The organism is Rhizobium sp. P1_B8 (assembly GCF_056406515.1).
Window position 1 is genome coordinate 1 of the sequence record NZ_JBFTZZ010000020.1, and the last position, 15209, is coordinate 15209.

Annotated in this window: 10 protein-coding genes and 1 pseudogene; 7 read left to right on the forward strand and 4 right to left on the reverse strand. The window is 60.7% G+C overall.

Annotated features, from left to right (window positions below):
- Nucleotides 1-612: pseudogene (locus AC1D2N_RS22785) on the forward strand (ISNCY family transposase); the annotation flags it as partial.
- A gap of 347 nt (nucleotides 613-959) precedes the next feature.
- On the opposite strand, the gene AC1D2N_RS22790 reads toward AC1D2N_RS22785, so the two are convergent.
- The 3 genes from AC1D2N_RS22790 to AC1D2N_RS22800 all read right to left on the reverse strand — a co-directional run bounded on the left by AC1D2N_RS22790 (nucleotide 960) and on the right by AC1D2N_RS22800 (nucleotide 4614).
- A complete protein-coding gene (locus AC1D2N_RS22790; RefSeq protein WP_018242044.1) occupies nucleotides 960-1985 on the reverse strand; it encodes an ABC transporter permease in 1026 nt (341 codons plus the stop codon).
- Nucleotides 1986-2027: 42 nt separating this feature from the next.
- Complete coding sequence (locus AC1D2N_RS22795; RefSeq protein ID WP_130652405.1) at nucleotides 2028-3569, reverse strand: sugar ABC transporter ATP-binding protein; 1542 nt, start codon at nucleotides 3567-3569, stop codon at nucleotides 2028-2030.
- Nucleotides 3570-3651: 82 nt separating this feature from the next.
- Nucleotides 3652-4614: a sugar-binding protein gene (locus tag AC1D2N_RS22800; protein ID WP_018242042.1), complete on the reverse strand. Its 963-nt coding sequence runs from the start codon at nucleotides 4612-4614 to the stop codon at nucleotides 3652-3654.
- Nucleotides 4615-4963: 349 nt separating this feature from the next.
- Here AC1D2N_RS22800 and AC1D2N_RS22805 point away from each other — a divergent pair, with 349 nt between their 5' ends.
- The 6 genes from AC1D2N_RS22805 (at nucleotide 4964) to AC1D2N_RS22830 (ending at nucleotide 13561) form a co-directional block, all read left to right on the forward strand.
- Entirely contained in the window at nucleotides 4964-6052 is a 1089-nt protein-coding gene (locus AC1D2N_RS22805) for a LacI family DNA-binding transcriptional regulator (protein WP_018242041.1), read from the forward strand.
- Between the two features lie 419 nt (nucleotides 6053-6471).
- Nucleotides 6472-8178 carry a biosynthetic-type acetolactate synthase large subunit gene (gene ilvB, locus AC1D2N_RS22810; RefSeq protein ID WP_130652404.1) on the forward strand — a complete coding sequence of 569 codons (1707 nt, stop codon included), beginning with the start codon at nucleotides 6472-6474 and terminating at the stop codon, nucleotides 8176-8178.
- Between the two features lie 245 nt (nucleotides 8179-8423).
- The gene (locus tag AC1D2N_RS22815) at nucleotides 8424-11666 is read left to right on the forward strand and encodes an adenylate/guanylate cyclase domain-containing protein (protein WP_130729475.1); all 3243 of its coding nucleotides are present in this window, start codon (nucleotides 8424-8426) and stop codon (nucleotides 11664-11666) included.
- A 74-nt stretch (nucleotides 11667-11740) separates the two neighbouring features.
- Nucleotides 11741-12421: a peroxiredoxin-like family protein gene (locus AC1D2N_RS22820; protein WP_028731909.1), complete on the forward strand. Its 681-nt coding sequence runs from the start codon at nucleotides 11741-11743 to the stop codon at nucleotides 12419-12421.
- Nucleotides 12422-12532: 111 nt separating this feature from the next.
- A complete protein-coding gene (locus AC1D2N_RS22825; RefSeq protein ID WP_028731910.1) occupies nucleotides 12533-12874 on the forward strand; it encodes a hypothetical protein in 342 nt (113 codons plus the stop codon).
- A gap of 159 nt (nucleotides 12875-13033) precedes the next feature.
- Complete coding sequence (locus AC1D2N_RS22830) at nucleotides 13034-13561, forward strand: YidB family protein (RefSeq protein WP_018445331.1); 528 nt, start codon at nucleotides 13034-13036, stop codon at nucleotides 13559-13561.
- A gap of 28 nt (nucleotides 13562-13589) precedes the next feature.
- On the opposite strand, the gene AC1D2N_RS22835 is transcribed toward AC1D2N_RS22830, so the two are convergent.
- Entirely contained in the window at nucleotides 13590-15098 is a 1509-nt protein-coding gene (locus tag AC1D2N_RS22835; RefSeq protein ID WP_130653540.1) for a winged helix-turn-helix domain-containing tetratricopeptide repeat protein, read from the reverse strand.
- Nucleotides 15099-15209 lie beyond the last annotated feature (111 nt).

Below are 15209 nucleotides of genomic sequence, written 5' to 3' on the forward strand. Positions count from 1 at the left end.
ATGAACCAGACATTGCAGGACCGATTGATCAAGGATATGCGATTGGCAGGGATCTGCGACATGCAGGCGGGCAATGCGTTTCTGCCGACGTTCATGGAAGGCTACAACGCGCGGTTTGCGGTTGCCCCTGCCCGATCTGACAATCTGCATCGGCCGGTGAACCTGGCGTTGGACCGGCTCAAGGACATTCTGTGCAAGCGTGAGCAGCGGTATGTCGGGGCGCAGCTGACGTTCTCGTTCGAACGCAAGAGGATCATGCTGGAGGAGACCGAGGTGACACGCGGTCTGGTCGGCCGCTATGTCGAGACCTATGCTTATGCGGATGGTCGCCTCGATGTGCGCTGGAAAGGGTATTCCCTGCCCTACACAGTATTCGACAAAGACCAGCGAGTGACGCATGCGGCAATCACCGAGAACAAGCGGCTCAGTGATATCCTGGCTTACGTCAAGGAGCGCCAGGACCAGCAGGTGCCGCCGGTCATCAAAACCAACAGTGACAAAAATGGCTATAAGCCGAGAGGTCGCAAGCCCGGAAGGCGCACAGATTACATGAACGATCCGGCGGTGATTGCCCGGCGAGCGAAAGCGCTGTCGCGACCTGCTGCCGAGTGAAGGATCGTTCGAATAGCCTCAAAGCTAAAGCCGAAGGGGTGGTTCTCACCCGCCCCGATCTGATCTTGCAACCGGGATCAGCCCGGTCAGATCGGGGCTGATCGTTGTGACGGGTAGCAGCCGAAATTGACATTTCTACTTTGCAAACCGGCGGACAATTCAACCTTGCCGCCACAATGTGTGTAGCCGGGTACATTCTATTTCCAAGTGCGACTTGCGAAAGATGCCAATGGGTTATCGTTCGCAAGGAAAGCGCAATGAGACACACCTACTCCCATATCGACCTGGATGAACGCCGCAAGATCGCTCGCTGGTCACGATACGCGTGGCCGCTCCCATCCACTGACCTAGTCCTGATTGGCAACCACTGGTAAACTGCCTTCGTTGGAATGACGGGTATCGGTCTGCCGGGCGGCAGAGACAAGGCGGCGCTTTGCGCGGATCGCGTGCCATTGTTGGTCGATCAGAACGCCGATGAGGATCACGCCACCCATGACAGCGAAATTCAACGACGAAGGGATACCAAGTAGATTCACGAGATTCTGCAACTCTTGGAGCAGGACCGTCCCCAGCACGACGCCGACGATCGATCCCTCGCCGCCGCGGAGCGAAAAGCCGCCTAGTACGGCAGCGGCAATCGCGTAGAGTTCGTAGAACTGACCATGGCTCGCCGGCGAGATCGAGCGTGTGTACATGGCGAAATAAATTGCCGAAAGCGCCGTTAGCAGCCCGCAGATGACATAGGCCGACATGACCATGCGGCCGGTACGGATACCAGAATAGCGGGCCGCCTCCTCGTTCTTGCCGATTGCGTAAAGATAACGCCCGAAGACAGAGCGATGCAGCATGACCCACATGACCACGGCAATGATGACGAGTGCGATGAAAGTGTTGGGAACGCCGTAAAACCGCCCAGCGGTGAGGAATTCGAGGTCTGGGAAATTCTGGCCGAAAGCAAAGCCCGCCGTTCCGTCGGCCGTATAGAAGCGCGCTGCCCCACGATAAATCAGGAGGCCGCAGAGGGTGACGACGAAGGGCTGCAGGTTGAGCCGGGTGATCAGCCAGCCGTGGACGGCGCCTATGACCGCGCCAAGCACGAGAATGAGCGGCAGCGCCAGCATCCAGGACATATCCTGGACCGCGATGAAATCGACGAACAGCACGCCGAGAAGCGCGACGAGCGAGCCCACGGAAAGCTCGATACCGCCGGTAATGATGACAAAGGCTTGGCCAATCGACAGGATGCCGAACAGGCCGATCAGGTTGGCGGTGTTGGCCAGGTTGATCGGTAGCAGGAAGCGCGGATTGATGATGGCGACGACGATGCCGACGACGACGATCAAAAGCAGCAGTCCGAGATCTTTTTTGATCATTCGAGATCCATCCCCGATACTTATTTATATTGGCCGCAGCCGCTATTTTACCCGTTTGCCGACAGCAAGCAAAAGGACGCTTTCCTGGCTGATTTCGTCCTCTTCCAATATGCCGGCGATCTGGCCCTCGTGCATGACGGCGATGCGGTCAGAAACGCCGATCACCTCTTCCATGTCGCTGGAGATCATCAGGATCGCCACTCCGGCATCGGCAAGCGCTCGCATCAGGCCGTAGATCTCGTTCTTCGCGCCGATATCGATGCCGCGCGTCGGCTCGTCGAAGATCATCACCCTCGGGCTCATCGACAACCATTTGGCAAGCACTACCTTCTGCTGGTTGCCACCGGATAGAGTGCCGGTTCGCGTCGAAACGGAGGGCGCCTTGATACCCAGGCGAACGCGCTGCTTTTCGGCAGCCGCCCTCTCCTGCTCAGCAGAAAGCATGAAACGGCTGGAGAGCTTGGGGAGGTCGGCAAGGGTTATGTTCTGGGCGATCGGGAAATCAAGAAGAATGCCGTTGCGCTTGCGATCCTCCGGTACCAGGAAAATGCCACGAGCGACGGCGTCCCGGGCAGAACTGACCGCAATTTGCCGTCCGTCCTGCAGAATGGCTCCGCCGTAGCTCCGGTCGATGCCGAAGAGTACTTTTGCAAGCTCGGTGCGGCCCGATCCCACGAGCCCTGCAAGCCCCATGATTTCTCCATAGCGGATTTCCAGATCAACGGGACGGCCGGGATAGGCCTCGGTGCGCACGCCGCTTGCCTTCAGCGCCACCGAGCCGGGCGAGCGCTGCGGTTTTGCGGTCCGGGCCGCAAGCACCCGGCCGATCATCAGCTTGACCATCTGGTCGTGGCCGATGTCTTTCTTGGCGAGCGTGCCCGCAAGCGTGCCGTCGCGCAGGACTATGACCCGGTCCGCGACGCGCTCAACCTCGTGGAGGCGATGCGAGATGAAAATTACGCTGATGCCGTCGGCTTTCAGCGATTTGATAATGCTCAGGAGCCGCTCGGTTTCGGCCAGCGGCAGGCTGGACGTGGGTTCGTCGAAGATGACGAGCCTGGCGTTGATGGACAGCGCCTTGGCGATTTCCACCATCTGCTGCTCGGCAAGGGAAAGCGATGCCACGGGTGTGTCGGCGGAAAAATGGGCCCCTACCCGCTTCAAGAGCGGCTTCACCATGTCTCGCAGCCGATCGCGGTCGACGAGCCTGAAAGGTCCGGCCTTCAGCGGTTCGCGGCCCAGGAAGATATTGGCAGCAACGTCGAGATTCTCAAAGAGATTGAGTTCCTGGTGCACAAAGGCGATGCCGGATGCGATGCTCGATTCCACCGTGAGGAAACGAAGCTCTGTGCGGTCGAGCAGGATCGTGCCTCGGTCGGGTGCGATCACGCCGCCAAGAATCTTCATCAGCGTCGATTTTCCAGCCCCGTTCTCGCCGACGAGGCCGATGACCTCTCCTGGCATGATGTCGATCGACAGGCCCTCAAGCGCAACGACGCCTGGATAGGTCTTGCCAACGCCGGAAAGCGACAGGAATGGCGTTGCAAGCGCGTCCGGTGACGGGATGTCGGAGCTGTGGTTCATCGCCTGTCCATGGCTGCCAATGGCTGTGTCGGCATGAGACGTCTTTCGCGGCAGCGGCAAGTGCCACCGCCGCGAAGGAGGATTATTTTCCGGACATAGCCTTCAGGCTGGCGGCATATTTGTCGACGTCATCCTTGCCGATGATCACCGTCGGGATGATGATCAAGCCGTTGCTGGGAACGCCTGATTTGTCGCCCTTGAGGTAGGCCGCCATCAGCTTCATGCCCTGATAGGCCCATTCGAACGGCTGCTGCACGACGGTCGCTGCGATCGTGCCTTCCTTGACACCGCCGAGCGTGATCGGATCGTCATCGAAGCCGACGACGGTGATCTGGCCGAGTTTGCCGGCGTCGCGCAGCGCCTCATAGATGCGCGGCGTATTGTAGGAGTAGAAGCCGACCATGCAGGTGACGTCGGGGCTGGCCACCAGCGCGTCCTCGACGTTCTTCTTTGCGCGCGTCTGGTCGATATCGTCGCCGCGTACATCTGTCAGCTCGATCTTCGTGCCCTTCAAGCCGTCCTTCATGCCCTGGATGCGTTCTTTGGCATTGTCGGCGCCGAGCAGGCCGACGAAGCCGATGCACTTGCCGCCGTCCGGCATCGCCTTCTTGGCGATTTCGGCGGCCTGCAAGCCGGCGTCGATATTGGACGAACCGATATAGGCGACGCGGTTGGTCTGCGGCGCGTCACTATCGGTCGTGAAGAGAGCAGTCTGCGAGCCGATCTTGTTCAAGCCGTCCGTCTGGGTCTTGGGATCGACCGCAGAGACCATGACCCCCTTGACGCCGGCACTGACCAAGTCTTCCATAAGCCGTTGCTGAACGGCGACAGATGCCTGTTCAGGGTACTTCAGCTCCATCTGGTAGTCAGGCATCTCGCCCTGCGCCTTCTTCACGCCCGCTTCTGCGGCTTTCCAGAAGTCGGATGCGCCGTTGACGACGAATGCAAGTGTCGGTTTGTCGGCAGCATGCGATACGGCAATCGGCGCCGCGCTCAGCATCAACCCGGCGAAGAACAAGGCTGCGTTGCGTTTCAGCTGTTTCATAATACACCTCCCGAGGGGCCGCGGTTGCACGGGCCCGTTTCCGATTTACGGCCGGCCGGATGCGCGCCCCCTCCTAGGGCCGTCGCCAAGCGACGAGTGGCATAGGTTCCGATCGCTCCCTGACGGTATACAAGAAATTTAATTAGTAAATAGTATTATCAATGCAGATCAAAACATTTCATCACGCAGTGGCCAGGATGGCTATTTTGTACTGGCAATGGCCAATAACTGATAGTGTTGCAACAATTCATGCAATTGCCAGCGCTTTCAGATAGATGCTAATATTAATTAGCCGAAACGACGATCAATCCACCCGACCCTATTATCCCGAGAGAGACAGTTTCCACGAATGCGAAAACCCAAGACCCAAAATAAGCCTGCGCGCGTGACGATGATGGACATCGCCGCGGCGGCTGGCTGCTCGCAGGCGGCCGTCTCCTTCGTCCTCAACGACACGCCCGGCACCCGTATCTCACAGCAGACGCGCGACCGCGTATGGGAGGCGGCGCGCGCGCTCGGCTACATGGAGAAGACCTATACGACGAAGGCCTCCTATTCGGGACTGGACAACGTCATCGGTTTCGCCGTGGATCAGCTCGCCACCAGCCCGGAAGCGATCGTTGCGATCGAAGGCGCGCGGCAAGCCTCCTGGAACGCCGGCAATGTCCTTTTGGTAACCCAGACGCTGAGTGATCCCGTCATGGAGCCGAAAGCAATCGAGGCGTTGACGAGCGGAGGCATATCGGCGCTCATATATATGACAATCTATACCCGCCAGGTGGAGCTTCCTTCCTATGTCCGCAAGCTTAACATCCCGACGGTCCTGCTGAACTGTTATACGGCGGACCATGCTTTTCCCGCCGTGGTGCCGAGCGAGATCGCGGGAGGGCAGAGCTCCACGCGACATCTGATCATGCATGGACACCATCGTATCGCGACGATCACCGGCGAAATCTGGATGCAGGCTGCGCAGGACCGGCTGACGGGATATCGCCGCGCGCTGGCGACCGCCGATATACCCTTCGATCCGGAATTGGTCATTGAAGGCGACTGGTCGGCCAGTGCCGGCTATGCCTCCACGATGAAACTGCTTGCTTTGAAAGAGCCGCCCACCGCGATCTTCTGCCAGAACGACCGCACCGCCATCGGGTGCTACGAAGCGCTCAAGGATGCAGGGCTTCGCATTCCCCAGGACATGTCGGTGGTGGGTTATGACGACGAAGAAATTTCACGACATCTCGTACCCCCGCTGACGACTTCGGTCCTTCCACATCTTGCCATGGGGCAATGGGCGATCGAACATCTCAACCCGGAAAGTACGCCCGGCAAGCGCTATCCGATTGCGAAGCTCGAATGCTCGCTGGTTAATCGTCACTCCGTAGCCGCGCCGCGGGCCGAGGCGCGGCAAATCCTCGATGGCGCATATACCTCGCCATAGGATTTGGGTTCGCGCCGGGACCGAACGCCGCCGGCTGGCACGGAACCCCTGACCGGCGCGCATTGGAGGAGTTGGTCGAAGTCGCTTCGCGGACGATAGAACGGGAGAGTTTGCCTTTGGTCGATAGGTTGCGAACGGGTTGCCCCCTGCCCTTGCTTTGTCACTGACCGAACCACTGATCTCAAAAATTCTCAACCACAGATAAAATCTGCGCAGAGACGTCGTTGACGACGTGTAGATTTGGAGCTAGCTCTATCGGCCATGAAAATCGCAATGGTTCTCGTAGTGGTGATTTCGCGCATGGGCAGGACGGTCTGATCGTCCGGCAATAGCCACCCATGCGCCGAAAACAGGTCCCTGACGGGGCCTTTTTTTATGCCCCGTCGCACCTATCACCTCACTCACGACGGAACCCAGATATGACCGGCGAGAAAGCCAACTCTTCCCTCAATACCCCTTCTGATCGTCTCATGAACGGCGGCGAGATCGTTCTGCAAGCGCTGCGCGACAACGGTGTCGAACACATTTTCGGTTACCCCGGCGCAGCGGTGCTGCCGATCTATGACGAAATCTTCCAACAGGAGGACATCAAACATTTCCTGGTGCGCCATGAGCAAGGCGCCGGACACGCAGCCGAAGGCTATGCCCGCTCGACGGGAAAGGTCGGCGTCATGCTGGTGACATCGGGACCAGGGGTCACAAATTCGGTTACGGCGCTGCAGGATGCGCTTATGGATTCCATTCCGATCGTCTGCCTCTCCGGTCAGGTGCCGACAAGCCTGATCGGCACGGACGCCTTTCAGGAATGCGATACGGTCGGCATCACCCGTCCCTGCACAAAGCACAATTTCCTGGTCCAACACATCGACGATCTGGCCAAAACGATCCATCTGGCTTTCCGGATCGCGGCGGCCGGTCGACCCGGCCCTGTTCTCGTCGACATGCCGAAGGACGTGCTCTTCGCCAGCGGGACCTACGTCTCACCTGACAAGGTATCTCCCCTGCCCAGCTACCAGCCCGCAATGCAAGGCGATCAGAACGCGATCCGGGCGGCTGTCGCATTGATGGCCGTAGCGCGACGACCTATCATCTATGCCGGCGGCGGCGTCATCAATTCGGGGCCGGAGGCGTCACGATTGTTGCGTGAGCTCGTCGACCTCACCGGCTTTCCCATAACGTCCACCATCTTGGGGCTTGGAGCCTATCCCGCCACCGGGCCGAACTGGCTGCGCGTCGCCGGACAGGGCGGCTCGCATGAAGCCAATATGGCAATCGGCGATTGCGACCTGATGATCGCCATCGGCGCGCGCTTTGACAACCTTGCGACCTCGCGCATCCATGAGTTTTCGCCTCACTCGAAGAAAATCCACATCGATATCGATGCCTCGTCGATCAACAAACGCGTTCCCGTCGATATCGGCATTCAAGGCGACGCCGCGCACGTGCTGGCGGATATGCTCCATGCCTGGCGGTCACTTTCCTCTGTCCCCGACCAGAAGCGGCTGCGGGCGTGGTGGACACAGATCGACCATTGGCGAGCCCGCCATTCGTTTTCCTACGAGCGGCTGGACCATACAATCATGCCGCAACACGCCCTGGAGCGTCTGCATGCGCTGACAAAGCCACACGACCCCATCATCGCCACGGAGATCGGTCTGCAGATGTGGGTGGCGCAGTTCTTCGGGTTCGACAAACCTAATCGCTGGATTACCTCAGGGGGATTGGGGACCATGGGCTTCGGTCTTCCTGCCGCCCTGGGGGCGCAGCTCGCAAATCCCGGCCGCCTTGTCATCGACATTGCCGGCGACGCGTCGGTGCAAACGACGATGAAAGAGCTGTCGACGGCGATACAGCATCAAGCGCCGATCAAGATCTTCATCTTGAGCGACGAGCATCCGGGCATGGCGCGAGAATGGGGTCAAGTGCCGGATGGCAATGGTCGATCGCGCGCATATTCGGCCTCGCTGCCCGATTTCACCAAGCTCGCCGAAGCCTATGGTGCCATCGGCCTTCGTTGCGAGAGCCCTCGCGAACTCGATGCCAGGATTGAGGAGATGATCAACGTGGACCGGCCGGTGCTCTTTGACTGCCGGGTTGCAAGGCTCGCCGACGCCCATCCGCAGTGACGGCGGATGATCGACACCCCAAAAGCAAGCCGTGCGATCCAGCAGCCGCCGCACGGTAAGTCCATTCGTTCGTGAACGCTCATGACGCCAAGATCGCCGTTCTCGAGCTGCCGAAGCTGTCCCCAGATCCGCCGCTCGTTTAGTGCTTGCGGGCCTGGGGCAGCAGGTTCATGCTTGTCCCCTGTCTGAGGCCTGCTGGTTGCGGCTGAAATAGCCGTACATCGGGGTTTCGTGAGATGCGTCCGATGGAGTGCAGCGGCTGCGGGTTCGATATTCAGAGCGGTTTTGCTTTCTGTCCGCGATGCGGCGCAAAGCAACCACTCTCCTGTGCTGCCTGCGGCCATCCTTGTCAGCCCGATTTTGCCTTCTGCCCCCGATGTGGTGCGTCGATACCAGGCACAGCGCAGTCCGCATCGAAGCCGAAGATCGAGGCGGTCCTGTCTAAATCGGAGGGTGACGCCGACCGGCGGCCGGTGACCGTGCTCTTTGCCGATCTCTGCGGCTTCACGACGCTGAGCGAGCAGATCGACCCTGAAGTCATGCGGGTGCTGCAGAACGAATTGTTCGAAGAGATGACCCAGGCAGTCGAAGCCTATGGCGGCTTCGTCGACAAGTTCGTCGGCGATGCGTTGCTGGCGCTGTTCGGCGCGCCGGTCGCTCATGAGGATGACCCCGTCCGGGCGCTCGGTGCCGCACTTGACATGATCGGTCGAGCGACGCAGGTCGGCGAGCGCTGGCATGCACGCGCCGGTGTGCCGCTGCGTCTGCATATCGGCATCAATAGCGGCCCTGTCGTCACCGGTGGCTTCGGTGCGGTCAGTACAAAATCCTATTCCGTGACCGGCGACACGGTGAATACCGCCCAACGCCTGCAGTCCATGGCCGGCGAAAACGATATCCTCGTCGGGCCGCTGACCTATCGCCTCACCCGCCACGCCTTTGCCTTCGAGAGTCTCGGCGCGCAGGCGTTGCGCGGCAAAAGCGGAAACGTCCTTGTCCATCGGCTGACCGGGCTGTCGGAAGCGCCGCATACGGCGCGCGGGCTCGAGAGTCTCGGCCTTCAGGCACCGATGATCGGACGGGATACGGAAATGTCGCGGTTGCTGACATGCCTCGACCTTGCCTGCGGCGGCGCGGCGCAGCTTGTCCGGCTGATCGGCGAAGCGGGCATCGGCAAGTCGCGGCTGGTCAACGAATTCGTCGCGATTGCCGGCAGTGCTGCCCGTTTCCAGGGCCTCGCCATCCGCAAAGCGACCTGCTCTCCGCTCGGCGAACAATCCTATGGCACGCTCGGCGCGGTCGTGCGCAGCGCCTACGGCATCGGCGAGCGGGATGATCTCGACAGGGCGCGGCAATTGCTGGCAACGGGGTTCCGCGCGCTCGATCTGACCCAGGATGAGGTCGAGGGACTTTTGCCGCTGTTTCTACATGTCCTCGGCCTCGGCGATCCCGATGGCGCGTTGCGGTACATCGAGCCGGAGCAGTTGCGGCGGCAGATCTTCTATGCCGTCCGCACGGTCTTCGAGCGGCGGCTGGCGCAAGGTCCCCTGCTGCTTGTCATCGAGGATCTGCACTGGGCGGACGCCACCTCTCTGGAAGTGCTTCGCTTCATGATGGACCGGCTGGAGCGCAGCCGGTTGATGCTACTTGCGGTCTACCGGCCGACATCGCAGACCGACCCTCTGGACTCCAATCGTGTCAGCGTCACCGTGCAGCGTCTTGCCCCACTCTTTGTGGCCGACGGGCAGAAGCTGCTTGCTGCGTTTTTTGGCGTGGATCATGGCAAGTTGCCGGCCACGATGCGCAAGCGCATCCTCGACCGCGCCGGCGGCAATCCGCTTTTCATCGAAGAAATCCTTCGGGCGTTGATCGACATGGGCACGTTGCACAATGACGGCCAGCGCTGGCATGTCGCAGCGGAAGACACGGATGTCGATATCCCGGTGAACCTGCAAGCCCTGTTGCTTGCCCGCGTCGATCGTCTGCCACAGGAGATCAGACGGCTGGCGCAAGAGGCGGCAGTGGTCGGCCCGAAGTTCGATACCGCCCTGCTCCGCACCGTCGCCACAGAGCCGGCCGCCATCGATGCTGCATTGGATCATCTCTGCGATGCCAATATCATCGAAGAATTGCGCGGGCCCGATGCGGGGCAATCGCCGGGCTATCGCTTCAGCCAGACGCTGATGCACGACGTCATCTATCACAATCTCCTGCTGCAACGGCGCATGGAACTTCATCGACGGATCGGCCAGGTTCTGGAACGTCAATATGGCGCAGCACCCGACCGGCCCGAGCACCTGGCGCAGCTCGGCCATCACTTCAGCCTGACCACAGAAAGGGCCAAGGGGGCCAGCTATCTGATGGCGGCGGGCGATCTGGCGCGCAAAACCTACGCCAATGACGATGCGATGCGCCTCTATCGTCAGGCCCTTGCCGCCCTCGCAAACGAGGTGGAGGTTACACCAGAGCAACGCGCGCTGCTGGAGCGTCTTGCCGATCTCTGCGGTCCCGCCGGTCTCCGCGACGCTGCCTTGAACCACTATCAGCGAGCGCTTGCGATCCACCGCAACAACAACCCTATCGCCGCAGCGCGGATATTGCGCAAGGTCGGCCGTTTGCATCTCGATGCAGGACGCCGCGATCAAGCGGAGACACATTTGGCCGAAGCCGAAGCAATAATCGCAACAATCGATGCGCCGGTCGAACGTGCACATGTCCTGCAGGAGCGCGGCCATCTGGCCTTCCGCATGGGGGATCAGGCCGCTGCCGCCGAGTGGGCGACGCTGGCACTGCAATCCCTGCAAACGCTGCCAATCGACGGGACGACCGAGGCCGGACGGGAGACGGCGCGAGCGATGGCGGAGGCGCTGAACACCAAGGGTGCGGCCTTTGCGCGGCTCGGACGTCGCCGCGAGGCCGTGCAGGAAGTGGAGCGCAGCCTCTCGGTCGCCGAAAAGGCCGATCTGCAAAGTGCTGCCTGTCGTGCCTATTCCAATCTCGGCGTTCTCTACACGATTGTCGATCCGGCCAACGCCATCAAGATCTGCCGGCGCGGACTGGAGCTTGCGACCCGTATCGGCGATCTCGGCTTCCAGGCGCGGCTTCTCGCCAACCTCGCAGTTGCCTGTTGCACCTTCACCGATCGCTGCGCTGCCGAGGGTGTACCGGCTGCGGAAAAGGCCGTCGAAATCGACCGGGCACTAGATCAGCGCGACCATCTCTCCGTACCGCTGATCGTGCTGGGCCAAATTCATCAATGCCACGGGCAGCCGAAGCTAGCTCGTAAGTATTACGAGGAAGCCCTTGAGGTTGCGAAGGAAATTGATGAACCTCAACTGCTCTTTCCGTGCTATGATGGCTTGGCGACACTCAGCCTTGAGCATGACGACATGGACGAGGCGGAACGGTATTTCACCCTGGCACAGGATGTGTGCATCCGCCACAACCTCGATCCTGGCACGCTCGTCGTCCTGCCGTTTCTCGACTGACTTGCCCTCGTTTCAGTGATCGCCGGAGATCGATTAGGCAAATCGATTCAACAATATAAAGGGAGGAACGAAACATGCATGAGAACCACGCCGGAAGCCCGCTAAAGCCGGGAGATCGCGCGCCGAACGTGGTGCTGGACGCAATCACCCGCCAGGGCAAGGTCGCCATCGACGATTTTCGCGGCCAGAAACCGGTGCTCGTCGGCTTGTTCCGCGGACTTCATTGCCCGTTCTGTCGCCGGCAGATTGCCGCCATGGCCGAACTCACCGATGCCTTGCAGGAGAAAGGCATCGACAGCCTGACCGTTGTCAACACGCCGATCGACCGCGCTCGCCTCTATTTCCGCTACCATCCGCTTCCCAATCTGCTGGCGGCCTCGGATCCGGAACGGGTATCGCACAAGGCCTTCGGCCTGCCGAACCTTGAGTTTACCGAAGACGAGAATGACTGGCCGCACAAAATCAGCATGAGTGCGGTGACGTCGATGCGCATCGACATGCCGGACGAGCTTCCAGCGCCCATGGACCTGATGGCGGCGGTGGACTACCTCGACAAGGCGGACGGCTATGAATTCACCGAGGACGACAAGCAGATGATCGCCACCGGCCACGGCCAACTTGTCGGCGAATTCCTGCTCGATCGGGATGGAATCGTGCGCTGGTGTTTCACGGAAGTGGAGGAGGATGGTCGCCATATGTTCGGCGGTCCCGCCCCTCGGGAAGTGATGTCGGCAGCGTCGAATATGGCTGTTTGAAGCGAATGATCTGGGACGGCGCGGCGTGCCCGCGCCCATTCCACTTATCTTGAGGAACAAAACTCGCATGTCGATGTTGTCCTTGCGATGGCATGGCCATGGGAGGTACTCATGCGGAAATCACTTCAGTTCATACTCATCGGCTCGGCGGCCTTAATCGGGTTGACGATCTCGCCGACGATCGCGGCGGCGCAAGATTTGGAGTTGCGTGTCGGCCCCGGTGGCCTCGGCGTTTACGAACGTGATCGCGACCCTGATCGATATGACCGATATGACCGGCGCGGACCACGGGGCTGCGATCCTGACGACGCTCTCGACATCGCACGCAGCGAAGGGTTTCGCAGGGCACAGATCGTACGCATGTCTTCCCGCACTATCGTTGTGCAAGGGATGACGCGCCGTGGACCGGAACGAATGACCTTTGCAAACAGGCGAGGTTGCCCGGAAATCTGACCGCTGCGTGAGCAATGAGGTGGACGGCCGGGCCTTCGAGGCCGCAAACGAATGCGGACGGCGCGGCCTTGTTTCCAAACCGGCCGGAACCTTTGAGCACTCAGGACATTGCGTCCTTGCGGCGCGCCGCGCTGCAGGAGCACCATAGGAGGATTCATCATGATGAGCGGTCAATTGAAGGCGCTTCTCGCCGTCCTTGCCGTTGCCGGCTACCAAAACAGAGACAAGATCGGGGAGCTCCTGCGGGGCATCCAGAACCCTCAGCAGGCGGGCGCAGGAAACCAGCAGCCCGGCGGACTTGGGGGCCTTCTTGGCGGACTGGGCGGCTCGGGTGGTCTCGGCGGCCTTCTCGGTGGGCTGACATCAGGCGGTATCGTCAGCGGTGGTCTCGGCGACCTGCTGAAGACGTTTCAGCAGAATGGTCAGGGTGACAAGGTGGAGTCGTGGATACAGCCCGGTCCGAATGCCGACATCGATGACGGCCAGCTCGCGGAAGCACTGGGTCCGGACGTTCTCAACGAGATCGCTGCCAATACCGGCCTTTCGCATCAAGAGATTCTTGGGCGACTGAAGCGCGATCTTCCCAAAGCTGTCGACGACCTGACCCCGAACGGAAAACTGCCCACCGCCGAAGAGGACTTTTTGTCTTCCGCGAGCCAATCAACTGCGCGGCCCGGCACCGTCTAGATCGAGCCGTCTTCGAGGCACGCCGGCGTCACCCCGGAAGCCCCGCCTTGCGGTAGCCGTCAACGAAATGCTCAAGCGTCCGAGCGTCGCGGAAGGGTTCCGTCGCCGCCCAGTGGCGGGTTGAAAAATGCGGGTTGGCGACGAGGAACAGTTCGGCCTCGGCGCGAGCCTCGTCGAGCCGGCCCAGTTGGGCAAGACTTGCCGCCAGGAAACGGCGTGAGCTTGTCCGATAGGTCTCGTCCCTGCGCAGCGTCTCGACGGCGGCTTCGTACTGGCCGGCGGCATATTGCGCCTGGCCGAGCGCCAGATAATACCAGCTTGCCGGAAATGGGTTCAGCCGGAAGGCCTTGGCGATATGCTCAAGGCCCTCTCCGACCCGCCCGGCCAAGACCGCAATGTCGGATAGTGCCGCAAAGGTGTCGGCCTCGTTCGGGTCAAGCTCGATGGCCTTGGCGAATTCCGCATCCGCCTCGGCAAAGCTGCGCTCATAGGCAAGCAAGTATGCCAGGATCCAGCGGCAGCCGGCATCATTGGGATCGATCATTACCGCTTTGCGCGCCAGCTCCAATGCAAGGCTACGGGTGGGGTGCGTTGGTCCGCCGGAATGCACCTCTCCCATCCAGTGGTTCATGGCAAGCCAGCGATAGGCCTCGGCATAGTTGGGATCGAGGGAAATCGCGCGCGTCAGCATCAGATGCGCTTCCCGCGCCGCCTGCGGCGTATCATCCATCAGTCTGCGCGCCCGCACGCAGAGATCGTAAGCCTCGAGATTTGTGGGCCGATTGCGCGATGGCGGTGCGCGCAGCCGCCCGAGCAGCGCTTCGACGATCTTGCCAGTCACCTCGTCCTGAACGGCAAAGATATCTTCGAGGCTGCGATCGAAGCGTTCCGCCCATAGATGATCGCCACTTGCCGCATCGACCAGCTTAGCATTGACGCGCACGTGCCCTGCTACGCGTCTTGCGCTTCCCTCCAGCAGGTAGCGCACGCCGAGCTCCTCGGCGATCTCGCCTACGTCCCTCGCCTTTCCCTTATAGGCGAAGGCCGAGTTGCGGGCGATGACGAACAGGCCCGGCATCCTGGACAGGTCGGTGATCAGGTCTTCGGTCAGCCCATCCGTGAAGGATTCCTGTTCGGGATCGTTGCTGATATTCACGAAGGGCAGCACCGCGATCGATGGTTTGTCAGGCAGCGGCAAAGGTTTTCGCTTCACGCCGCCAAGTTGATTGATGGCGCCTATGAAGCGGTAGCCGACGCGCGGCACCGTGGAGATCCATTCGCCGCCGTCACCGGTCGGACCGAGCAGCTTGCGCAATTGCGCGATCTGAACGGTGAGGTTGCCTTCCTCGACCGCCCTGCCCGGCCACGCCGCATCCATCAACTCGGCCTTACCAAGGATTTCGCCGGGCCGCCCGACGAGTGCGGCAAGCAGCATTACCCCGCGGTGGCCAACGGCAACGGGATCATCGTTCCGAAGAAGCGTTCCCGCGGCCGGATCAAGCACGAATGGTCCAAAGGCAAAACGCGATCCCTGCATGGGGCGCATCTATAGTCCCTTTGGACGTTTTTGAGAACTTTTTGGGAAAACTTAAGTACGGCATTCCCGGCCTCCTGCAGAATTCATCCTCTTTGACGTTGTGGCTTTCTC

Coding starts and splice junctions, on each gene's coding strand:
- AC1D2N_RS22790 (WP_018242044.1), bottom strand. CDS start 1,985: ATGATCAAAAAAGATCTCGGACTGCTGCTTTTGATCGTCGTCGTCGGC.
- AC1D2N_RS22795 (WP_130652405.1), bottom strand. CDS start 3,569: ATGAACCACAGCTCCGACATCCCGTCACCGGACGCGCTTGCAACGCCA.
- AC1D2N_RS22800 (WP_018242042.1), bottom strand. CDS start 4,614: ATGAAACAGCTGAAACGCAACGCAGCCTTGTTCTTCGCCGGGTTGATG.
- AC1D2N_RS22805 (WP_018242041.1), top strand. CDS start 4,964: ATGCGAAAACCCAAGACCCAAAATAAGCCTGCGCGCGTGACGATGATG.
- ilvB (WP_130652404.1), top strand. CDS start 6,472: ATGACCGGCGAGAAAGCCAACTCTTCCCTCAATACCCCTTCTGATCGT.
- AC1D2N_RS22815 (WP_130729475.1), top strand. CDS start 8,424: ATGGAGTGCAGCGGCTGCGGGTTCGATATTCAGAGCGGTTTTGCTTTC.
- AC1D2N_RS22820 (WP_028731909.1), top strand. CDS start 11,741: ATGCATGAGAACCACGCCGGAAGCCCGCTAAAGCCGGGAGATCGCGCG.
- AC1D2N_RS22825 (WP_028731910.1), top strand. CDS start 12,533: ATGCGGAAATCACTTCAGTTCATACTCATCGGCTCGGCGGCCTTAATC.
- AC1D2N_RS22830 (WP_018445331.1), top strand. CDS start 13,034: ATGATGAGCGGTCAATTGAAGGCGCTTCTCGCCGTCCTTGCCGTTGCC.
- AC1D2N_RS22835 (WP_130653540.1), bottom strand. CDS start 15,098: ATGCAGGGATCGCGTTTTGCCTTTGGACCATTCGTGCTTGATCCGGCC.